The sequence below is a fragment of the Aeromonas sp. 159 genome (genome assembly GCF_963862045.1).
Classification (GTDB): domain Bacteria; phylum Pseudomonadota; class Gammaproteobacteria; order Enterobacterales; family Aeromonadaceae; genus Aeromonas; species Aeromonas veronii.
Genome location: NZ_CAWLMI010000017.1, coordinates 30,931 through 52,150, shown reverse-complemented (window position 1 = coordinate 52,150; position 21,220 = coordinate 30,931). Strand labels below are relative to the sequence as shown.

Genomic DNA, 21,220 nt, shown 5'->3' with positions numbered 1-21,220 from the left:
TTTGTCTCTTCACACTGCTCGGGCGCCCGATGACAGACGCCCAACCCCTCAGAGGATTACAACCAGGGAGCGGCAGTCGGCCCGTGGTGCAGGCCCAGTTTCCAGACCCGGCCGAAGTGCTTGTAGTGACCGGCAGCGACGCCAGCCTTCTCGCCCATGCCGTGGTAGAGATCGAGGTGGCCCTTCTTCACCGCCCCGCCCACATCCAGCGCAATCAACAGCCGCAGCTGGTGCTTGCCGGTCCAGTTGCCCTCTTTGTCTAGCAAAGGGACTTCAGCGAGGATCGGGGTCCCCATCGGCAGCAGGGTCTTGTCGGCAGCGACAGCCGCCAGCGGCAGCAGCGGGATACCGGCGGCGCCGATCACATCATTGGTGGGTCGACGCTCGAAGAAGACATAGGAGGGGTTCTGCTCCACCAGCTCCTTGACGCTCTCCTCCGGCTGTCGGTTGGCCCACTCCTTGATGGCCTTCATCGACATCTGCTCTTTGGGCACTTCACCGCGGTCGATCAGTACCCGGCCGATACTGACGTAACCGTGGCCGTTCTTGCCGCTGTAGCCCAGATATTGCAGCCGATCGTCATCCCCGTAGTGGACAAAGCCGGAGCCCTGCACATCCATCAGGAAGTTGTCGATAAGGGATTTGCTGTAACCCAGCTCCAGCCCACGGTTGGCCAGGGCCCCCTGATGGATCTCGGCCCGGGTCGGACAGCGACCGCCACATTTGGGCATGGCATAGATGGGGTATTTGTACTTGGCATCCGGGCGGTGGCGCACCTCCAGCACCGGCGAGTAGTAACCGGTAAAGAGCACGTTACCCATGCGATCGGCACCGCCCAGCTGAGCCAGGCTGATACCGTAACGGGTGATGTCGGCAGGATTGCCACCGCCCGCCACCCAGCGGGAGAGCTGATGATAGAGCTCGCCATAACGGCGGGTCATCTTGCCGGAGCGTTCCAATACCAGTCGGCTTTGCGGGCCAAACTTGCTGTAGTCGGCACGCGCACGGCTATTGACCCGCTCCACCCTCACCAGATCCTCTGGCAAGGTCCCGTCCAGATACTGCTTGCCCAGATTTTCCGGCACCTCGCAGTTAAGAAAGCATCTGTTGTCGGTCTGTTTTTTGGGCACTTCTGCTTTGTCAGAGTTGCCCGCACAACCGGCCAGTCCCAGCACTGCGGCGGTCAGCCAGTACGCGTGTTTGTTCATATGTCCTCATATAACGCCAAGAGCCATGCTCGGCGGGGAAGATGCCAAATTTGCAGGGGGAAAGCAAACGACATCAATCACTTGAAGCAGGATTTCTCCAAAGGGGATCCGCTGGGTTATAACAAGGTGACAGGATGTGCGAGGTGATGGATGGAACAGCTCGAAATATTCCCGCTGCAGAGCCCCTGCATCGGGGTCTGCGAAGTGAACAACAAGGGATACTGCAAGGGGTGCCTGCGCAATCGCGAAGAGCGTTTCAACTGGCTCACCATGACCCCTGCCCAGCAACAAGAGGTGATGCGCCTGTGCCGGGATCGCAAACGCCGGGTCGAGGCTGCGCGGCGCAAGGCTCGCGAAGGCGATCAACCTGAACCGATGCCGCAATCTGGCTGGGATTTCTGACCCGCTCCTAACATCCCTGCAAACCATATTCCTGCGCTCACGAGACACGACCTATCCAGCATATAAAAAATGCCGCCCGATCTTTCGACCGGGCGGCATTGTCATTGTGATGCGCGTTATGAACGCGGCAGATCAACCAAACAGATGGTGGCTGACGATGAACAGGCCACCAGAGAGCAGCATGGTCAGCGGCAGGGTCAGCACCCAGGCCATCAGGATGGTCTTGATAGTCTGGCTCTGCAGGCCGGATTTATTGGCAATCATGGTACCCGCCACCGCAGAAGAGAGGATGTGGGTGGTGGACACCGGCATACCGGTCAGACTGGCGACCCCGATGGAGGTTGCTGCCGTGATCTGGGCCGCAATGCCCTGGCTGTAGGTCATGCCGGTGGTGCCGATCTTCTCGCCCACGGTATGGACGATACGACGCCAGCCCACCATGGTGCCACAACCGAGCGCCAGTGCGATGGAGACGATAACCCAAGTCGGTGCGTATTCAGCGGTCGCTGTCAGATCCTTGCGCCATTTGGCCAGATCGGTCAGCTCCTTGGCTGGCAGCGGCAGCTTGGCAGCCTTGCGGGCGGTGTCATCAATACAGAGCAGCAGACGACGCACTTCGCGGCGGTCAGTCAGGCTCATCTGATCATAAGTACGCACGGCACCCAGACGGGCATCAAGGGTGGCCATCGCCTGCAGCACGCCATCGGCGGAGCAGTGGGTCATCAGCTCTTCCTGAGCCGTTGCCGGTGCAGAGAAGTTGATGACACCAGAGAGGGCGGACTGGTTGCGCTGGTAGATCTCCATGATGCGCTGGTTGGCATCCTGGGTCCGATCCAGGTCATAAGAGCGGCTGTTCATGTCCAGCGCGAAATAGGCGGGCGCCATACAGATCAGCACCAGCATCACCAGACCGATGCCCTTCTGGCCATCGTTGGAGCCGTGAACGAAGCTGACGCCCATGGCCGAGGCCACCAGGGTCAGACGCGCCCAAAACGGCGGGTGCTTCTTGCCATCGACCAGCTGGCGCTCTTCCGGCGTTTTGTGGATCTTGTTGCTGGTCCAGATGCGCTTCATCGCCAGCAGCAGCAGTGCCGCGATGATGAAGCCGATGGTGGGAGAGATGATGAGGGAAAGCATGATGTCGATCGCTTTGCCCACGTTGATCCCTTCTGTCACCGGTTTATGGGTGATCCAGGCATAGGCGCCGCCTACCCCCAGAATGGAACCGATCAAGGTATGTGAACTGGAGGCCGGGATCCCGAAGAACCAGGTGCCCAGGTTCCACACGATGGCGGAAAACAGCAAGGAGAAGACCATGATCAACCCTTGGGTTGAGTCCATCCCAAGCAGCAGGTCGATGGGCAGCAGATGGACAATGGCATAGGCCACCCCCAGACCGCCGAACATGACGCCAAAAAAGTTGAAGATCCCCGATGCAACGACCGCCAGGTGAGCTGGCATCGCCTTGGTATAGATAACCGTTGCTACCGCGTTGGCGGTATCGTGAAAGCCGTTGATAAATTCATAGGCAAGCACAAAAAAAACGGCCAATACCAAACCGATTGACCACCACAAACCCAAACCACTAAACATTTCAAACATAAAAAAAAGCCTGTTTATGAGTTGCGGCGGATTATGCCAGATGGCGGCCAACACCATAGCCACCATTGAAATATTTCAGCCATAAAAAAAAAGAGCTTTTTGGAAAAAAATATCCTAGAGCCAGTCTTTATGCGGCTTGCCATCGATTAATTAAAGCCACATATGATTGCGGGAAAGGGCAAAAATAGCTGACAATTAAGCCAATAATTTCATTTTTATGACGTTTTTATGACAGAAAAACGGACAAAAGTGGTGATAAAACGTCCCTACCCCGCCAATCTCATCCGACCAGCACCTTCAATCCCATATCCGTTTGATTCCACATGCAAAAAGGGAGCACCTTGTGCTCCCTTGAATCGTTGCCGTGTTGCCAGTTATCAGTCCTGATTGATGCGACTGGCAACAGCGCCCTGCTGGCTCTTGTACTTGGCATTTTCCCGCTTGTTGTAGGGACGGGCCGCGACTCCGGAGAGCATCTCGAAGTTCAAGGCGCCGATCTTCATCTTCGGGCGCAGCGCCAGCGGCAGTTTGCCGCCGTTGTAGAACTCCAGCACGATGCGACCGGACCAACCCGGATCGATCCGGTGCGCCGTCACGTGCACCATCAAACCCAGGCGCGCCAATGAAGAACGGCCATCCAGCCAGCCGACGATATCGGCAGGCAAGGTGACGGACTCGTAGGTCACCGCCAGCGCCAGCTGACCCGGGTGAAGATAGAAGGCTTCGCCATCGGGGATATGGATCTCGTCACTCATCACCCGATCGATGGCATCGGCCATCTCGCTGCTCGGGCCGCTCAGGTCGATATAGGGCGCGGTATGATCGCGAAACACCCGAAACTCGTTACCCAGCAGCACATCGACACTGACACCACTGATCCGCTCTACCCCGGGCCGTGGCTCAATGACGATCTTGCCTTCATCCAGATGGCGTTCAATATCGGTATCACACAGACGCATTGGGCGACTCTCCTGACAAATTGTGCTTTTAAAAAAGCCGGGCATCACCCGGCTTGTTTCATCTTAACCAATCAACATGTGGCGAATACGCGCCTTGAGCATGTCGATGGCGATGCGGTTCTTGCCACCACGGGGCACGATCACATCGGCATACTGTTTGGACGGCTCGATAAACTGCAGGAACATCGGACGTACCGTCTTCTGATACTGCTTGAGCACGGAGTCCATGGTACGGCCACGCTCCTGCACATCACGCACCAGACGGCGAAGCAGGCAGATGTCGAGCGGGGTGTCCATGAAGATGGAGGCATCCATCAGATCCCGCAGACGGCTGTCGGTCAGCAGCAGGATCCCTTCCAGAATGATCACCCGGCGCGGCGCAAACGGGGTCACTTCGCTCATCCGGGTGTGTTCGGTGTAGGAGTACTGGGGAATGGCTACCGCGTCACCTTTGACCAGCTGACTCAGGTGCTGTACCAGCAAGTCGTGATCCAGCGCGTTGGGGTGGTCATAGTTGGTCTTGACCCGCTCTTCCATGGTCAGGTGGGTCTGATCACGGTAGTAGCAATCTTCGGTGATCACACCAATCTGACCTGCGCCCAGTTCGGCCACCAGCTCTTCATAAATGGTCTGGGCTATAAGACTTTTGCCAGACGCAGATGCGCCCGCAATACCGATGATCACACACGAATGTTGAGTATCAGACATGACAAATACCTAAAAGAGAAGAGCAGTGGGGATGGTTTAAACCGATCCATTATATAAAAAAGGGTGGGTCATGCCCACCCTCAATTCCCTTTCAAGTGACCGACCGCCGATTATTCATCCAGCGCCATGGCATAGAGGGGGGTCGCAATCGGTTTTGCGCTGAAAAAGAGTTCAGCCCCTACCCTGCGCGCCAGCTTCAAATAAGCCTGAGCCAGGCTTCCTTCCGGTGCTCCGAACACCGTCGGACAGCCATCATCCATGTGCTGGCGGATGTCGATGTGTAGCGGCAACTGGCCAAGCAGCGCCACTTGATACTGCTCAGCCATCTTCTGGCCGCCACCGGTACCGAACAGCGGCTCATGGTGACCGCAGGCGCTGCAGACGTGGTAACTCATGTTCTCGATGATGCCGAGCACCGGCACATTGACCTTGTTGAACATGGCGATCCCCTTGCGGGCATCGGCCAGCGCCACATCCTGCGGGGTGGTGACAATCACCGCCGCCGACGTCGGCACCTGCTGGGCCATGGTGAGCTGGATATCGCCAGTGCCCGGCGGCATGTCTACCACCAGATAATCCACCCCGCCCCAGCGGGTCTCATGGAGGATCTGCGCCAGCGCCTTGCTCGCCATTGGGCCGCGCCAGATGGTGGCATCCTGCTCGGAGACCAGATAGCCGATGCTGTTGCTCTTGAGGCCGCAGGCCATCACCGGCTCCATCAGCTTGCCGTCATGGCTGACCGGGCGCTCTGTGAGGGTGCCCATCATGGTGGGAATGGAAGGGCCATAGATATCGGCATCGAGAATGGCGACCCGCGCCCCCTCTTTTTGCAGCGCCAGCGCCAGGTTGACCGCAGTGGTAGATTTGCCCACCCCCCCCTTGCCGGAAGCAACCACGATGATGTTGCGAATGCCCTGCACGGCATTGAGGCCCTGCGCCCGCGGCATGCTGGCGACGTCAATCTCCAGTGCCCAGTCGATACGGGCGGCGCCGGTGGCGCTGCGCAGCCTGGCATCGTAGTTCTCTTTGAGCTGATCGAGCAGCGAGAGACCGGCAAACGGCAAGACCAGCCGGATAGTAAGCCCCTGACCCTGATTGATGATCTCGCGAACGAATCCGGCATCCACCAGATCCTTGTGCCAGCCTGCTGGCTTAAATTCGGCGAGGATCTGTTTTACTGAATCAATCACCATTAACTCCTCATTATCTTGTCATTATCTTGAGGTGAACGGTTACCGCACACAAATCAGTGGCTTGCCTGCCATCGTAACAGCAGGTGCTGCCAAGGTTGGCATAGCCACAACCCTAGGCAGGCTACCCCCAATTCGGGTAACATGCACGGCACTCTATCATCCCAACAAGCACATCAAGAACGTAATATGGCAACTGATCCTCGTAAAATGCTGGTAACCTGCGCCCTCCCCTATGCCAATGGCTCCATCCATCTTGGCCACATGCTGGAACATATCCAGGCCGATATCTGGGTTCGTTATCAGCGAATGCGCGGCCATCAGGTGCACTTCATCTGTGCCGATGATGCCCACGGCACCCCGATCATGCTCAAGGCACAGCAGATGGGGATCACCCCGGAAGAGATGATTGCCGCTGTCTCCAAGGAGCACCAGGCCGATTTCGCCGGGTTCAACATCAGCTTTGACAACTATCACTCCACCCACAGCGACGAAAACCGCGAGCTGGCGGAGTTGATCTACGGCCGCCTGAAAAATGGTGGCTTTATCAAGAGCCGCACCATCTCCCAGCTGTTCGATCCGGAAAAATCCATGTTCCTGCCGGACCGTTTCGTCAAGGGAACCTGCCCCAAGTGCAAATCTCCGGAGCAGTATGGCGACAACTGCGACAGCTGCGGCGCCACCTACAGCCCAACCGAGCTTATCGATCCGAAATCTGCCGTCTCCGGCGCGACCCCAGTAATGAAGGACTCCGAGCACTTCTTCTTCGACCTGCCGCAGTTTGAAAAATGGCTCTCTGAGTGGGTGCGTGGCTCCGGCGCCATTCAGGAAGAGATGGCCAACAAGATGCAGGAGTGGTTCGAAAGCGGCTTGCAGCAGTGGGACATCACCCGTGATGCCCCCTACTTCGGGTTCGAAATTCCCGGCGCGCCGGGCAAGTACTTCTACGTCTGGCTCGATGCCCCCATCGGCTACATGGCTTCTTTCAAGAACCTGTGCAACAAGCGTGGCGACATCGACTTTGACAGCTACTGGAAAGCGGACTCCGACGCCGAGCTCTACCACTTCATCGGCAAGGATATCGCCTACTTCCACTGCCTGTTCTGGCCGTCCATGCTGGAAGGTGCCAACTTCCGCAAGCCGACCAAGGTCAACGTGCACGGCTATGTGACCGTCAACGGCGCCAAGATGTCCAAGTCCAAGGGCACCTTTATCAAGGCATCCACCTACCTGAACCACCTGGATCCAGAGTGCCTGCGTTACTACTACGCCGCCAAGCTCAACAGCCGCATCGACGATCTGGACCTGAACCTCGAAGATTTCGTGCAGCGCGTCAACGCCGACGTGGTCAACAAGCTGGTCAACCTCGCCTCCCGCAACGCCGGCTTTATTGCCAAGCGCTTTGGCGGCAAGCTGGCTGCCACCTGCGCCGAACCGGAGCTCTACGCCGAGTTCGCCAACGCCCGCACCGCTATTGCGGAAGCCTATGAGAGCCGCGAATTCAGCCGCGCCATCCGCGAAATCATGGCGCTGGCCGACAAGGCCAACCGCTACGTGGACGACAAGGCGCCCTGGGTTATCGCCAAGCAGGAAGGGGCTGACGCCGAGTTGCAAGCGGTTTGCTCGGTCGGCATCAACCTGTTCCGCGTGCTGATGGCCTACCTCAAGCCCGTCATGCCGCTGCTGGCCGAACGTGCCGAAGCCTTCCTGGCCGAAACCCTCAGCTGGGATGGCATCGAGATGCCGCTGGTCGATCACACCGTTGCACCGTTCAAAGCCCTCTTCTCCCGCATCGAGCCGGCGAAGATTGAAGCCATGATCGAGGCATCCAAGGAAGACTTGGCCAAGGAGCAGGCACCGAAAGTGACAGGCCCGCTGGCTGATGACCCCATCAGCGAAACCATCACCTATGACGATTTTGCCAAGATTGACCTGCGCGTCGCGCTTATCAAGAAGGCCGAAGCGGTACCGGAAGCCGAGAAGCTGCTCAAGCTGCAACTGGATATCGGCGGCGAAACCCGTCAGGTGTTTGCCGGTATCAAGTCCGCTTACAACCCGGAAGATCTGGAAGGCAAGCTGACAGTGATGGTGGCCAACCTGGCTCCGCGCAAAATGCGTTTCGGCATGTCCGAAGGCATGGTGCTGGCCGCAGGCCCGGGCGGTAAGGATCTCTGGATCCTGGAGCCGCAGGAAGGCGCCCAGCCAGGGATGCGCGTCAAGTAAGCGTATCGCTGACTGCGACCACAGCCAGATAGAGAAGAGAGGCCAAACGGCCTTAATGCCAGTCAGTTAAGCCTGACTGGCATTGTTTTTATTGGCTTTTTTGCACCGCATACTTTTGTGGTCTTGCCTTCACACTGCGGGGATAACTCCGCTCCCTTCGCTCCGCTCCGGTAATACAAACTGGCCCGATTGTTTCTCCAGGTCTGCCACCCGCTTCGGGATGCTTCCCGGTGACAGGTACGGCATGCAGCTCCGTTCATGGATGAGGTACACCGAGGCCATGTGAAAACTCAACTGGTTCGCCGTGTATCCCTTCAGACTCGCCGCCATCTTTACCATCTGGCTGCGCAAGAGGTTATACGCCAGCAGCACGCCCCACAGCTCTTGCCGTATCCCCGTCGCCTTCTTGCTGCGCAGGGTCAGCCGGTGCTGTTGCAGGCTGTGCTTCATCTCCCGATAGCCCAACTCGATTTCCCGGCGGTGGCTGTAGAGCTCAACGATGTCGGCCCCCGGGAAGCGCATCGGGTCGACCATGGAGGTCAATACTTGGCGCTCCTTGCCGCTGGTGTTGCGGGTCAGCAAACGGGCTTCTACCGTGTCCGGCAGTTGCGGCCACTTCTTGCGTGCCTGTGGACTGGTCTTGAGCTGCACCAGCACATCTTGACGCCCCAGCTTGCGCACCACCTCGTATTGTGTGCCCTTTTTGAGTGGCAGCAACCAGTGCCGCTCGCTGCCAGTGGTCTGCCAGGTATGGAGCAAACCGATAGAGTAAAACCCCTTGTCGAACAGGGTGAGCGAGTGGTCCGGCGTGCGTGCGACAAGCTGTTCGGCCAACACCATCTCGTTGACGGCGCAGCTCTCCATGACGGCCTGCACAAGTAGGTGACTGGTCAGCTCCATCTGACAGAGCATGCGCACCTGCGGATAGGCGGTCTCCCCATGCTGGGTGCCGGGTTTGGCAAACTCGGCGTCATTGTCCGGGGTATCGGGGGTGCGCCACATCACGCCATCGACGGCGAGCAGTTGCAGCCTGGCCCAACCGGGGTGGTTGGCCTGCTGGTGCCAACGCGAGGCGGTCTCGTGAAACAGCCGCTCGATGCTCTTGTCCCCCAGTTTTTGGCGAGCTTGCAGGAAGGCGCTGGGGGCAACGAAAGGACGGTCGCCGGGCAACAGGATATCGAGCTGATTGACCAGCTGGGTCATGGGGACATGGCGGAAGATGGCCCAGACCAGACGCTCCATGGGCTACGGCGGCGACGCAGGGTCACGACATCCTCTTCGGCGAGCAGCGTCGTGATGAGCTCGGGAGCAATGAGGTCTGAGAGTGACTAAAACTGAGCAGCATTACTGGCGTGGAGGAAGTCGAGCGCTTGAGCGATACGCATAAAAAATCCGAAACCAATCAACAGGTTTCGGATTTTCACACAGCAGAAGGATCGGTCAATGGATCCTTAACTGATCGGCATTACACCAACCGGTGTGGCTTTTTTATTTCTCTTTTCCCCTGTGCACTCACAGACACATTAATACCCATGTTCTGCAAAGCCGCTTTGTCTGTTATCTCTCTATCATTGAACACTGCGATAACTCGTGTTTACTTTTTGACGTAACAGAGAAAGTCCATTTTCTACTTCTATGTTCAGCATGATGCGAATTGAGTTTGTCTGTGTAAAATCTTGTTTGTTGGCATACAAAAAGTTGTATATATGACGATCTACAATGGTCTGGTGTAGGGTTCAAGATCCATTTGATATGGAACCCTCTGGTTCAATGCATACTTGCCAACCAGGGCATTCGGTTGTACCGAGACCTGAATCCTCTTTTCGCAGAAATGAGGAGGTTCGACATAAAGCAAACCTGCCTCAGGTCTTGTTTAACTGATGATCAACTCAAGTTGCATCTACACAGATGCACATATAGGTAACAGTCGGTTGATATAGATTTGCTTTCCGAGAACTAGCCAGCTCCCCCTATCCTAGCGGCAGCACAATCTATACACGGGATATTGGTTACGGCCCTTCCCCATAGAGTTAAGTATTTGGCCCTGATATGCGAAACCTAAGTCACCGCTGCTCAACGATTCTGTTTAAAAGGCATATAAAAATGCCGCCCGGTTTTGCAACCGGGCGGCATTGATCATCTTCTGTTATCGAGGATGAGCTATCAGGCCGTGGCCAGCTTGGCCTGCTCTTCACCGCGCTTGAGCATGGCGTAGGAGACACCGGTCAGCAGTGACCCTGCTGCAATCGCCACGATATACATCATGACGTTGCTGATAGCGTGCGGGATAAAGAGCACAAAAAGACCGCCGTGGGGTGCCATCAGCTCGCAGCCGAACAGCATGGAGAGCGCACCGGTCAGGGCGCCACCAACCATACAGGCCGGGATGACGCGCATCGGATCCTTGGCGGCAAACGGAATGGCCCCCTCGGAGATGAAGCACAGACCCAGCACGAAGGAGGCCTTGCCCGCTTCCTGCTCCGCCTTGATGAACTTGGTGCGGGCCAGGAAGGTGGCGATCCCCATCCCCAGTGCCGGCACCATACCGGCGGCCATCACCGCAGCCATGGGAGCGTAGGTTTTGGAGGCCAGCAGGCCGACCCCGAAGGCGTAGGCCGCCTTGTTGACTGGGCCGCCCATGTCGAAGCACATCATGGCGCCGATGATGACCCCCAGCAGCACGGCGTTGGCAGAGCCCATGTTGTTGAGGAAGGTGGTCATGGCATTCATGATGCCAGCCACCGGGCCACCCACCACGTAGATCATCACAAGACCGGTAAACAGGCTGGCAAAGAGCGGAATGATCAGGATGGGCTTGAGCGCTTCCAGGGTAGTCGGCAGGCGCACCTTGTCGCTCAGGTATTTGGCGCTGTAACCGGCCAGGAAACCGGCCACGATGCCGCCAAGGAAACCGGCGCCCAGCGAGCTTGCCAGCATACCGCCGATCATGCCGGGAGCGAGGCCCGGACGGTCAGCGATGGAGTAGGCAATGTAGCCGGCCAGCACCGGGATCATCAGGGCGAAGGCGGAGCCGCCACCGATCTTCATCAGCGCGGCGGCCAGAGTGCCTTCCACCTTGAACGCCTCGATCCCGAACACGAACGAGAGCGCGATGATAAGGCCGCCCGCCACCACCATGGGCAGCATAAAGGAGACGCCGGTCAGCAGATGCTTGTAGGGGCCTGCCTTCTCCTCTTTCTTGGGCTGGCTGGCACCGCTGTGGCGATAGGTTTTCGCCTCACTCCACGCCTTGTCGAGCTCGGCGCGGGTTTTCTTCAGCGCAGCGCCGGTGCTGGTGCGATAGACCGGCTTGCCATCGAAACGGGCCATGTCCACCTCGATATCGGTGGCGAGGAATACCAGATCAGCAGCGGCAATCTCCTCGACGGTCAGGGCATTCTGGGCACCGACCGAGCCTTGAGTCTCGACGCGGATCTGATAACCCAGCTGTTTGGCCATGGTCTCCAGCGCTTCTGCCGACATAAAGGTGTGGGCCACACCGGTCGGACAGGCGGTCACCGCCACAATGTGCTTGCCAACGGCGGCCGGTTTGGCGGCAGCGGGCGCGGCTTGATGACGATAGACGCTGGCACCGCTGGTTGCGGCTTCCAGCAAGGCAGCCGGATCCTGCAGGGCGAGATCCATGCTGCCCTGATAGACTCGCTTGCCATCATAGGCGGCGAGATCCACCGGGGCACTGGCGACAACCAGCACCAGATCGGCGGCGGCAATCTGCTCCTTGCTCGGTACTTGGCGAGGCTGCACGCTGGAGCCGACGTCGAGGGTGAGTTCCCAGCCAGCCAGTTTGGCATGCTGTTCTATCCGTTTTGCAGCGAGAAAGCTGGTGGCAATGCCCGCCGGGCAAGCCGTAACCAAGATTGCTTTCATTGGGCATCTCCTGAGTTTTCCATTGAGGGGGTATTGCACTGAACCGGTGCCAGCGCATCCAGACGCTCTACGCGCACCTGTTCAAGTAACGGGTTGAGCACATTGATATCGTCAAAGCCGACCGCCACCTGACTGACCGCCAGTGCCGAGACGGCGGTGGCCAGCCGCAGGGTCTGCTCCGGCGCCCAGCCAAGGCTGAGACCATGGGCGAGACCGGCCACCAGGGAATCGCCAGCACCGACCGTGCTGACCACCTGCATCCGCGGCGGAATGGCTTGCCAAACGGCATCTGTGGCAAACCAGATGAGGCCATCGGCGCCGTTGGAGATCACCACGTTGGGGATGCCGCTTGCCTGCAGCGCGCGGGCACACTCGGCCTGCTCGCTCAGAGTCTTGATGGGGCGGCCTGCCCACTGGCTCAGCTCCTCCAGATTGGGTTTGACCAGGGTCGGCGCCGCCTTGATCCCTTCGCTTAAGGCCGCGCCGCTGCAATCGAAGATCACCTGCTTGCCCTTGGCCTTGAGCAAGCGGATCAGATGGGCGCAGTAATCGGGGGCCACCCCTTTGGGCAGGCTGCCCGCCAGCACGAACCACTCAGCATGTGCAGCCAATTGGTCGATGGCCTGCTCCAGCGCGCTCACCTCCCCTTGCTGGATGGTGAGCCCCGGCAGGTTGAGATCGGTGACCCGACCAGACTGCTCGGAGATCTTGACGTTGATGCGGGTGCTGCCCGCTACGCGCACAAAGTGATCATCCAGCGCTCGCTCGGCAAACAGGGAGACAAAACTCTGTTCATTGTCAGCGCCCAGCCAGCCGGTGACGCCTACGTCGCGGCCCAGATCCTTGAGCACCATGGCGACGTTGATCCCCTTGCCCGCCGCGCGCAGGTTGGCCTCGTTCACTAGATTGACCTCGCCAAGGCTCATCGCCTCGAGGCGGGTGGTGAGATCGAGGGCGGGGTTGAGGGTAATGGTGACAATCTTCATCAGTGTGCCCCCTCGCCGAGACCAGCGGCGATCGCCTCACCGATCCCCTTGAGGGCGGCTTCGGCATCTGCTCCTTCAGCGCGAAACGTCAGACGATGCCCGCACTTGACCCCAAGGCCGATCACTTTCATCAGGCTCTTGGCAGAGACCGCCTCGCCGCTGCCATCCAGATTGGCAACCCGGATATCTGATTCAAACTCTTTGGCCACCTTGACCAGCATGGCACCGGGACGAGCGTGCAACCCGTGAGGGTTGATGATGGTGAAGGTTTCACTAAGACCGCTCGCTGGCCCTGCCTGCAACATGGCCAACCCGTCGCTGCCCGCCAGCGTCGCCAGCTGACCAGCAGCCGCCAGTTTGGCCAGATTCTCCAGCTGCGGCAGATGGCCGCTATCTGCGGCGCACAGCAGCAGCATGGCGCTGACCGGCAGCTCCCCTGCGCGAAGTTCGCTGCTGGGCGTTGCCAGCACCCAGCCAGTCTGGGCCGCTTGCGCCCGGGCCAGCCAGACGCCCTCGCCCAGATAGGCGGGATCGCTTGCCAGCAGGGCGCTCACCATGGCGGCATCGCCCCAGCCCGCCGATTTGGCGCGGGCGGCTGCTCCCAGCAGCAGTTGGTCGCGATCATCGGCCGGGAAGTCAGCCAGGGTCAGGTATTGCACCTCTTTGGCGGCAGTGGCGCCAGTCAGGATGTTGATGATGGTGTCGGCATCGGTGGCCTCTTTGAGCTGGGCTGCCGCCTGCTCGTCACCCAGCACATGGGTGAGCTGGCGCAAAATGCCCAGATGTTCGTCGGACTTGGCGGCGATGCCGATGGCGACGTAGGCGATCTGCCCCTCGTCCCACTCGATGCCATGAGGGAATTGGGCCACCATGACGCCTGTGCTCTTCACCAGATGACGGGTATCGGTGGTGCCGTGGGGAATGGCGATGCCGCTGCCAAGATAGGTGGCATGCTGCGCTTCACGGGCCAGCATCCCATCCACATAGCCCGCTTCCACCAGACCGGCTTCGGTCAGTTTGCCTGCCAGCAGGGCAATGGCGTCCGACTTGGTTGCCACCGACTGTCCCAGCAAGATCTGCTCTCGCGCCAACTTCAACATAGAGACTCTCCATCAGGTTCCGGCCGCGCCGGTACGTCACAATTGAACATTCGGATAACTCGCCAGCTGACAATAGACCCGAACACGGTTCACTGTGATCGGGGCCCGATTTTCAGGCCACTGGGTCTCTTCGCTGCTGACAGGCTGAATCGTTTCACTTACACTCAGACTGAATCGTTTCAGCGAATTGATCAAGTACCCACCAAGAGTGCTTTTCAATGATATGATCCCGCGCACACTTTTCGGTGCCCTCACCCGGCAGTGACCGTGGGCCTTGCAACTCAAACAGAGCCAATATGATGAAACTGGATGAAATCGCCGCCCTCGCCGGTGTCTCGCGCACCACGGCAAGCTATGTGATCAATGGCAAGGCCGACCAATACCGCATCAGCCAGGCCACCCGCGACAAGGTGATGGCCGTTGTCACCGCCCATAACTACCAGCCGGACAGCCGCGCCGCCTCCCTGCGCGGCGGCCAGACCAAGACTCTGGGCTTTATCCTGCCCGACCTTGAGAACGCCAGTTACGCCAAGCTGGCCAAACGGCTGGAACAGGGGGCCCGGGCGCAGGGATATCAGCTGCTCATTGTCTGCTCGGAAGATGAGCCCGCTACCGAAAAAGAGCTGGCCCAGATGCTGGTGAGCCGCCATGTGGATGCCCTGCTGGTGGCCAGCTGCCTGCCGCCGGACGACTCCTTCTACGGCAAATTGCAGGCGCAAGGCAGCCAGATCCTCGCCATCGATCGGGCGATGGCCGCCGACAAGTTCGTCACCGTCGCCAGTGAAAACGAGAAGGCGAGCTTTGATCTCACCAGCTCCTTGCTCACCCCGACTCTGCGTCATATCGCCTTGATCACCGCGCTGCCAGCACTCACGATCAGTCAGGAGCGAAAAGCCGGTTTCGAGCAGGCGGTCGCCAGCCATAGCGCGACTCGCCACCTGTGCGAGGGGGATCACTTCTCCCGTCTTGAGGGGTATCGCCTGATCAAGGATCTGCACCAGCAGCTGGGCCAGTTGCCCGAAGCACTGATCACTACCTCCTATATCCTGATGGAGGGAGTGCTGGACTATCTATTGGAGCAAGAGATCGATATGAGCCAGCTTGCCATGGCCACCTTCGGGGACGATCGGCTGCTCGACTTCCTCCCCTTTGGCATCAACTCCCTACCCCAGCAGCACGACGCGCTGGCGAGCCAGGCGCTGGATCTGGCGCTCAAGGCGGTGAATGGCGACTACCAGAGCGGGCTGCACTATGTGAGCCGCACCCTCAAGCGCCGTCGCTAACCTGATCGAAGCAGACCCGATTTGCTGTCAATGGGTGGGTAAAACGAACAGATGACAATAAGGCTGCCAGCATCGGCTGGCCTTATTGTTTTTCCCCACACCCCCTACCCGCCCGCTTTGTTTTCTCTACCGTCTGGCCGATTAAAAACCGGCTTCCACACTCCTTTCACCCCGCAACTAAACGCCAACGCCACAACAAGGCACTCCCCCATCCGTGCTGCAACCACTTGGCTGACCTGTATCAATGAGCCCCTGCCAATCATTTTTTCGGTGCTTTTTTCTGCAATTAGCTACCGCTGTCATCATTTATTTCCACTTGTTGCCACAAGCCAGCACAAGATCCGTATAAAAGGGGTTGTTTCCGCTATTTTGATCCGCTAACGTGGCAACCATCTTTTACAACTGACAGGTTTTGGGTACAGATGTTCCCGTTCCGATATTGCTAGCCTCCGGCCCTATCACCGGAGGCACCTTCTGATAACGCCAATTGGCCCCCTCTTGTTGACGTCACTGCTGACATCGCATGTTTGCACTGACACCGCTACGTTCGGATGGATAACATGAATACCAAAACTCTGGGTTGTACCCTGTTGATTGCCGGCACCACCATAGGTGCCGGCATGCTGGCCCTGCCGCTGGCCTCCTCCTCCCTCGGCGGCCCCGCCACCCTGATGTTGATGGTCGGCCTCTGGGCCCTGATGGCCTTCACCGCCATGCTGCAAGTAGAGGCAAGCCTCAACACCGGCAAGTGGTACCTGCACCAGCTGGCGGATCATCTGCTCGGCCCCTGGGGCAAGCGCATCGCCTCCTTCTGTATCCTGATGCTGTTCTACTCGCTGGCCTCCGCCTACATCAGCGGCGGCAGCAGCCTGCTGGCACAGGCGCTGGCCGATGCGGGCATGACCCTGACCCAGGAGCAGGCGGCATGGGCCTTTACCCTGCTGTTTGGCGGCATGGTCTGTGTCGGCACCCGCTCGGTGGATTACCTCAACCGGCTGATGTTCACCGTGAAACTGGTGATCATGGTGGTGGTGCTGGCGTTGCTGCTACCCCGCACCGAAGGGCAGCATCTGCTCTCGATGCCGCTGGGTCAGGGCCTGTTGCTGGCGGGCCTGCCGGTCATCTTCACCTCGTTCGGCTTTCACGGCTCCATTCCGAGTGTGATGCTCTACCTCGGTGACTGCCCCAAGCAGTTGCGTCGTGTCTTTGTCTGGGGCTCAGCCCTGCCGCTGATCCTCTACGTGCTGTGGCAGGTAGCGATCCTCGGTCTGCTCGGCCAGCAAGCCCTGCTGCAAACCGGTGGCGCGCTGGACAGCCTGCTGGCCAACGTCGGCAAGCTGGTGAGCTGGCCTGCATTTAATCAGGCGATGCACCTGTTTGCCGATCTGGCGCTCGCCACCTCCTTCCTCGGGGTGACGCTGGGGCTGTTCGACTTTATGGCCAAGGTGACCCGCCGCAAGGACAACTGGCAGGGCCGCAGCCAGACTGGCCTCATCACCTTCGTGCCGCCATTGCTGTTTGCCCTCTACTTCCCGCAGGGCTTTATCATGGCGCTGGGCTACGCTGCCATTGCGCTGGCAATCCTCGCGGTACTGCTGCCGGTGGCGCTGGTGTGGCAGAGCCGCAAACAGGCGCCTGCCCACCATTACCGCGCCCCGGGTGGCGTAGTGGCGCTGGGAGTGGCCGCCGCCATGGGGGTGCTGATCGTCGGCGTCCAGATCAGCGTCAGCCTTGGAATGCTGCCAGCGCTGTAATCCCCGATACTGAATGCCCCAAATAGCAAAGCCCCGCCAATTAACTTGGCGGGACTTTTTGTTGGAAAAGAAATCAAGTTGGATACAGGCATGCGCCATTAATTAAGAGTGCGCCCCTTACCAAACAAACACCCAAACCTTCAGCTATATACCGACCTTTTTACTACCCAACCCTGAATAATCAGTTCAAAAACCGTTCATGCCCCTTCGCTACACTGCCCGCTCGTTTATCGCGTTTAGGAGTTTGAAAACAATGATGTTGCACCTCAAGAGGAGCACCCTTGCCCTCGTCCTGCTTGCCGCCAGCGGCGCACTTAGCGCCGCCGAAATCGCCAACAACAATATTACCGAGGCGGAGATCAAGGCCGCGCAGGATGGTTGGGGCGCAGCGCTTATCAAGATCAGCGATGACTATCGTGCCGGTGGGATTGAGCGCGCCAAGGCGACCGCCGAGTCGGTGCTCGACAGCGCCTATGGCTACCAGCAGGGGCCAGTGCTGTTCAAACCCACCCTCGCCGGTGGCGAGCAGACCTTTCGCACCAACCGCGAGGGGGCGCTGGCCTACTTTGTCGGCAACAACAGCGCCTATCCGGCCGATAGCGGCTTTGCCCTGAAAAACTGGCAGAGCTATCGCTATGACAATGCCGCCGTCTATATCAACGGCGATATGGCGCTGACCATGGGCAAGGTGCATCTGGTGGATCGCGACAACAAGGAGACCACGGTCGACAAGACCTGGGGTTTCAAGAAAGGAGATGATGGCAAAGTGCGCATCGTGCTGCACCACTCCTCCCTCCCTTACGAGGGGTAATGACGGGGCTCTGCCCACCATCAATATGATCAAAAAACAGCCCTGCCACCTCGGCAGGGCTGTTTGTTTTGCGCCTGCACTTGGCCGATGGCGAGTGAGTGGATGACGATCGTGCTAAGGCAGTTTGCTGCTACCCTCAAGGCAAGCCATTGAGATGCCGAGCAATATCGCGTCTCTCAACACCAGCCACTCGATATCATCACACAAGGAGCCAGATACCATGACCATACTGCCTGTTTACGCGGCCCTGCTCACGCTGCTTTTTGTGTTGCTGAGCATTCGTACCATTCGCACCCGCCATAGCCGCAAGGTGGCGCTGGGGCATGGGGATGACCCCGCCATGCTGCGGGCCATGCGGATACACGCCAACTTTGCCGAGTATGTCCCCATCGCCCTGCTGCTGATCTATTTCGTCGAAACCGGCAGCCATACCCCCTGGCTTATCCATCTGCTGGGGAGCGCCTTGCTGCTTGGCCGCCTCTGTCATGCATTTGGCATGAGCCGCACGCCGGAGAACTTCCGTTATCGGGTGGCGGGAATGGGGCTGACCTTCACTGTGATCCTGGTGAGCGCGGCCCATATCCTGATCACGGCGCTGCTCCCCTGACCCGGCCGTCACGAATAGCTGGCGAAGCGGTCTGGCAGCCATCCCTATCGGCTATTCTTCACTGCACAGATAGTCGCAACAGTGCTGCTTAAACAAGCCCGATTCAGGAGTGCGATATGAAGTGGATTGGCTGGTTACTGCTTGTCGGGCTGACTCCCGTTGCCCACGCAACCCCGCTAAAGCTGGCGGCAGCGGTCGAACACACTGCGATATTGCGCCCTTTTATTCATGACTGGTTTGGCCGGGCCGGCATCGACTTTCAGTTGATCCCCTGCACCTATGCCCGCTGCGAAAAATTGATTGAGGCAGACCATGCCGTCGATGGCGATATGGCCCGGATCAAGGGCTTTGATCAGACCTATCCCCACTTGCTGCAGATCGGTGCCCCCATCTCGGAGGCGGCGATTTATGGTCAGCCACGGGATAACCCGAGCTGGCCCCCTGCCGAGGGTACCGTGATTGGCTGCCTGCGCGGCATCCAGTGGTGCGAACGCTTCCTCGGCAACTATCAGGTCATCTGGTTGAACGATGAGAAGCAAGGGCTTGCCCAACTGCATCGAGGCAAAGTGGATTGGCTCATCAAGATGCGCCCTGCCTCTCAACCTGCACTGGCGCCCCCTTGGCAGAAGATCACCAAAGAGCAGGTCTTTCTCTACCTCGATAAAAAGCACCGGACGGAAATTGCGGCCCTGCTCAAGGTACAGCTGGCGTTTATCAATAACGGCCGCTGGCTGGCGATGCAACAGCAGTACCTCTCCGCCATCTAGCGTTGCCCTCGCTGCACCACACAGTGCCGATTGCATGGCTGAAAAAACAAAAAGCCCTGCCAGATTGGCAGGGCTTTTCAGTCAACCGCATAGCTGGGGAGTCAAACTCCCGAGCCGCTTACTGGTTGTGGGTAGAGCGACGTGGACGACGGGCCTGAGCCGGTTTGCCAACGCCATCAGCCGGACGCTGACCACCTTGCGGCTTGGGCTTGCCACCGTTACCGGTACGTGCACCACCCGCATTGCCATTGGAGGCGGAACGACCGGCCCCCTGACGCTGGCCTTGACCTTGCGGACGCGGCGCACGGCGCTGCTCGCTCGGATCACGGGGCTCTTTGCGCAGCGGCGCGCCGATACCACGGGCGATGTTGTCGAGGGTCTCGCGGGAGGCTTCAAAACCGGCCACCTGCTCGCACGGGATGTTCTGCTTGGTCAGACGCTCGATCGCCTTGATAAGCTTGCCTTCATCGGCTGCAACCAGGGAGATGGCGTGACCGGCAGCACCGGCACGACCGGTACGACCGATGCGGTGAACGTAATCTTCCGCCACGTTCGGCAACTCGAAGTTGACCACTTGCGGCAGCTTGTCGATGTCCAGACCACGGGCGGCGATGTCGGTCGCCACCAGCACCTTGACGCTACCATCCTTGAAGCCGGCCAGCGCACGAGTACGGGCACCCTGGCTCTTGTTGCCGTGGATGGCGGCGGCGCTGACGCCGTTCTTGTCGAGAGTCTCGGCAACACGGTTGGCCATGTGCTTGGTACGGGTGAACACCAGTACCTGCTGCCAGTTGTTGCTGGTGACCAGATGACTCAGCAGCGCGATCTTGTTGGCCTTGTCGCACGGGTGCACCAGCTGCTCGATACGTTCGGCAGTACTGTTACGCGGGGCCACTTCGATCACCGCCGGGTTATCCAGCAGACCGGTGGCCAGTTCGCGGATCTCGTCGGCGAAGGTGGCGGAGAAGAGCAGGTTCTGACGCTTCTTCGGCATCAGAGCCAGGATACGGCGGATGTCGCGGATAAAGCCCATGTCGAGCATGCGATCCGCTTCGTCCAGTACCAGGATCTCCACTTCGTCGAACTTGACGGCGTTCTGGTTGTAAAGATCCATCAGACGGCCGGGACAGGCTACCAGCACGTCCAGACCACGGCGAGTCGCCATCATCTGCGGATTGATGCTGACGCCGCCGAACACGACGTGGCTGCGCATCGGCAGGTGTTTGCCGTAGTTACGCACGCTCTCGCCCACCTGGGCGGCCAGCTCGCGAGTCGGGGTCAGCACCAGCGCACGAATGCGGTTCGGAGAAACCTTGCGCTTGCTCTCCATCAGACGTTGCAGCATCGGCAGGGTAAAGCCTGCGGTCTTGCCGGTCCCTGTTTGGGCCGCCGCCATCAGATCGCGGCCAGCCAGAACGGCGGGGATCGCTTGCTGCTGAATGGGAGACGGGGTGTCGTAGCCTTGTTCGGCAACGGCACGCAACAAGGGTTCGGCCAGACCGAGGGAAGTAAAACTCATAATTACCTGCTAGAGATAGGGGCGCCGGGGATTTGTGGTGGGGCTCCTCTGCTGAGCCGATGCCATCTCACAAGATCTGGGCCTATTGAGAAAACAACGATTTCCCCGGGGAGCAGAGCAAAGGGGAAAGAATAGAGGCGCAGTCTAACGGAGTTGCCCGGGATAAACGAGAAAAATGTGATGCTCCTCCCAGCACGAACAGAAAATCCCCCT

Annotated in this window: 16 protein-coding genes and 1 pseudogene; 7 read left to right on the top strand and 10 right to left on the bottom strand. The window is 59.0% G+C overall.

Annotation, left to right across the window (positions count from 1 at the left end; genetic code table 11):
* Positions 1–56: 56 nt before the first annotated feature.
* Complete coding sequence (gene mltA / locus AACR14_RS03530) at positions 57–1,208, bottom strand: murein transglycosylase A (protein WP_019445143.1); 1,152 nt, start codon at positions 1,206–1,208, stop codon at positions 57–59.
* A 150-nt stretch (positions 1,209–1,358) separates the two neighbouring features.
* On the opposite strand from mltA, the gene AACR14_RS03525 reads away from it, so the two are divergent.
* Positions 1,359–1,610, top strand: coding sequence for a DUF1289 domain-containing protein (locus AACR14_RS03525; RefSeq protein ID WP_005352130.1), 252 nt, complete (start codon positions 1,359–1,361; stop codon positions 1,608–1,610).
* A 132-nt stretch (positions 1,611–1,742) separates the two neighbouring features.
* Here AACR14_RS03525 and AACR14_RS03520 read toward each other — a convergent pair whose 3' ends face one another.
* From AACR14_RS03520 to apbC, 4 genes are all read right to left on the bottom strand, one after another.
* The gene (locus tag AACR14_RS03520; protein ID WP_019445142.1) at positions 1,743–3,212 is read right to left on the bottom strand and encodes an inorganic phosphate transporter; all 1,470 of its coding nucleotides are present in this window, start codon (positions 3,210–3,212) and stop codon (positions 1,743–1,745) included.
* Between the two features lie 377 nt (positions 3,213–3,589).
* Positions 3,590–4,171, bottom strand: a complete 582-nt coding sequence (dcd, locus tag AACR14_RS03515; RefSeq protein ID WP_005336719.1) for a dCTP deaminase — start codon at positions 4,169–4,171, stop codon at positions 3,590–3,592.
* Positions 4,172–4,234: 63 nt separating this feature from the next.
* A complete protein-coding gene (gene udk, locus AACR14_RS03510) occupies positions 4,235–4,879 on the bottom strand; it encodes a uridine kinase (RefSeq protein WP_005345570.1) in 645 nt (214 codons plus the stop codon).
* A gap of 110 nt (positions 4,880–4,989) precedes the next feature.
* Positions 4,990–6,072, bottom strand: a complete 1,083-nt coding sequence (gene apbC / locus AACR14_RS03505) for an iron-sulfur cluster carrier protein ApbC (protein ID WP_019445141.1) — start codon at positions 6,070–6,072, stop codon at positions 4,990–4,992.
* 186 nt (positions 6,073–6,258) lie between these two features.
* On the opposite strand from apbC, the gene metG reads away from it, so the two are divergent.
* Complete coding sequence (gene metG / locus AACR14_RS03500) at positions 6,259–8,292, top strand: methionine--tRNA ligase (RefSeq protein WP_026034905.1); 2,034 nt, start codon at positions 6,259–6,261, stop codon at positions 8,290–8,292.
* 66 nt (positions 8,293–8,358) lie between these two features.
* On the opposite strand, the pseudogene AACR14_RS03495 reads toward metG, so the two are convergent.
* From AACR14_RS03495 to fruB, 4 genes and pseudogenes are all read right to left on the bottom strand, one after another.
* Positions 8,359–9,677, bottom strand: a pseudogene (locus tag AACR14_RS03495) (IS4 family transposase).
* Positions 9,678–10,455: 778 nt separating this feature from the next.
* The gene (gene fruA / locus AACR14_RS03490) at positions 10,456–12,180 is read right to left on the bottom strand and encodes a PTS fructose transporter subunit IIBC (protein WP_019445140.1); all 1,725 of its coding nucleotides are present in this window, start codon (positions 12,178–12,180) and stop codon (positions 10,456–10,458) included.
* On the bottom strand, positions 12,177–13,166 hold the full coding sequence (pfkB, locus tag AACR14_RS03485) for a 1-phosphofructokinase (protein ID WP_019445139.1): 990 nt from the start codon (positions 13,164–13,166) through the stop codon (positions 12,177–12,179). Before pfkB ends, fruA begins: the two co-directional genes overlap by 4 nt.
* Positions 13,166–14,266 (bottom strand): fused PTS fructose transporter subunit IIA/HPr protein, encoded by a 1,101-nt coding sequence (fruB, locus tag AACR14_RS03480; protein WP_019445138.1) that lies wholly within the window; start codon positions 14,264–14,266, stop codon positions 13,166–13,168. The genes pfkB and fruB overlap by 1 nt, the downstream gene beginning before the upstream one ends.
* A 296-nt stretch (positions 14,267–14,562) precedes the next feature.
* Here fruB and cra point away from each other — a divergent pair, with 296 nt between their 5' ends.
* The 5 genes from cra (at position 14,563) to AACR14_RS03455 (ending at position 19,488) form a co-directional block, all read left to right on the top strand.
* On the top strand, positions 14,563–15,549 hold the full coding sequence (gene cra / locus AACR14_RS03475; protein WP_019445137.1) for a catabolite repressor/activator: 987 nt from the start codon (positions 14,563–14,565) through the stop codon (positions 15,547–15,549).
* A 560-nt stretch (positions 15,550–16,109) separates the two neighbouring features.
* The gene (locus AACR14_RS03470; RefSeq protein WP_019445136.1) at positions 16,110–17,303 is read left to right on the top strand and encodes an aromatic amino acid transport family protein; all 1,194 of its coding nucleotides are present in this window, start codon (positions 16,110–16,112) and stop codon (positions 17,301–17,303) included.
* Between the two features lie 253 nt (positions 17,304–17,556).
* Complete coding sequence (locus AACR14_RS03465) at positions 17,557–18,114, top strand: hypothetical protein (RefSeq protein WP_019445135.1); 558 nt, start codon at positions 17,557–17,559, stop codon at positions 18,112–18,114.
* Positions 18,115–18,334: 220 nt separating this feature from the next.
* The gene (locus AACR14_RS03460) at positions 18,335–18,721 is read left to right on the top strand and encodes an MAPEG family protein (protein WP_019445134.1); all 387 of its coding nucleotides are present in this window, start codon (positions 18,335–18,337) and stop codon (positions 18,719–18,721) included.
* A gap of 116 nt (positions 18,722–18,837) precedes the next feature.
* Positions 18,838–19,488 carry a hypothetical protein gene (locus AACR14_RS03455; protein WP_019445133.1) on the top strand — a complete coding sequence of 217 codons (651 nt, stop codon included), beginning with the start codon at positions 18,838–18,840 and terminating at the stop codon, positions 19,486–19,488.
* A 118-nt stretch (positions 19,489–19,606) separates the two neighbouring features.
* On the opposite strand, the gene AACR14_RS03450 is transcribed toward AACR14_RS03455, so the two are convergent.
* Positions 19,607–21,007, bottom strand: a complete 1,401-nt coding sequence (locus tag AACR14_RS03450; RefSeq protein WP_019445132.1) for a DEAD/DEAH box helicase — start codon at positions 21,005–21,007, stop codon at positions 19,607–19,609.
* Positions 21,008–21,220: the final 213 nt, after the last annotated feature.

Bases quoted from the DNA above. Each gene is read 5' to 3' on its own strand.
- mltA (WP_019445143.1), bottom strand. From the start codon at position 1,208: ATGAACAAACACGCGTACTGGCTGACCGCCGCAGTGCTGGGACTGGCC.
- AACR14_RS03525 (WP_005352130.1), top strand. From the start codon at position 1,359: ATGGAACAGCTCGAAATATTCCCGCTGCAGAGCCCCTGCATCGGGGTC.
- AACR14_RS03520 (WP_019445142.1), bottom strand. From the start codon at position 3,212: ATGTTTGAAATGTTTAGTGGTTTGGGTTTGTGGTGGTCAATCGGTTTG.
- dcd (WP_005336719.1), bottom strand. From the start codon at position 4,171: ATGCGTCTGTGTGATACCGATATTGAACGCCATCTGGATGAAGGCAAG.
- udk (WP_005345570.1), bottom strand. From the start codon at position 4,879: ATGTCTGATACTCAACATTCGTGTGTGATCATCGGTATTGCGGGCGCA.
- apbC (WP_019445141.1), bottom strand. From the start codon at position 6,072: ATGGTGATTGATTCAGTAAAACAGATCCTCGCCGAATTTAAGCCAGCA.
- metG (WP_026034905.1), top strand. From the start codon at position 6,259: ATGGCAACTGATCCTCGTAAAATGCTGGTAACCTGCGCCCTCCCCTAT.
- fruA (WP_019445140.1), bottom strand. From the start codon at position 12,180: ATGAAAGCAATCTTGGTTACGGCTTGCCCGGCGGGCATTGCCACCAGC.
- pfkB (WP_019445139.1), bottom strand. From the start codon at position 13,166: ATGAAGATTGTCACCATTACCCTCAACCCCGCCCTCGATCTCACCACC.
- fruB (WP_019445138.1), bottom strand. From the start codon at position 14,266: ATGTTGAAGTTGGCGCGAGAGCAGATCTTGCTGGGACAGTCGGTGGCA.
- cra (WP_019445137.1), top strand. From the start codon at position 14,563: ATGATGAAACTGGATGAAATCGCCGCCCTCGCCGGTGTCTCGCGCACC.
- AACR14_RS03470 (WP_019445136.1), top strand. From the start codon at position 16,110: ATGAATACCAAAACTCTGGGTTGTACCCTGTTGATTGCCGGCACCACC.
- AACR14_RS03465 (WP_019445135.1), top strand. From the start codon at position 17,557: ATGATGTTGCACCTCAAGAGGAGCACCCTTGCCCTCGTCCTGCTTGCC.
- AACR14_RS03460 (WP_019445134.1), top strand. From the start codon at position 18,335: ATGACCATACTGCCTGTTTACGCGGCCCTGCTCACGCTGCTTTTTGTG.
- AACR14_RS03455 (WP_019445133.1), top strand. From the start codon at position 18,838: ATGAAGTGGATTGGCTGGTTACTGCTTGTCGGGCTGACTCCCGTTGCC.
- AACR14_RS03450 (WP_019445132.1), bottom strand. From the start codon at position 21,007: ATGAGTTTTACTTCCCTCGGTCTGGCCGAACCCTTGTTGCGTGCCGTT.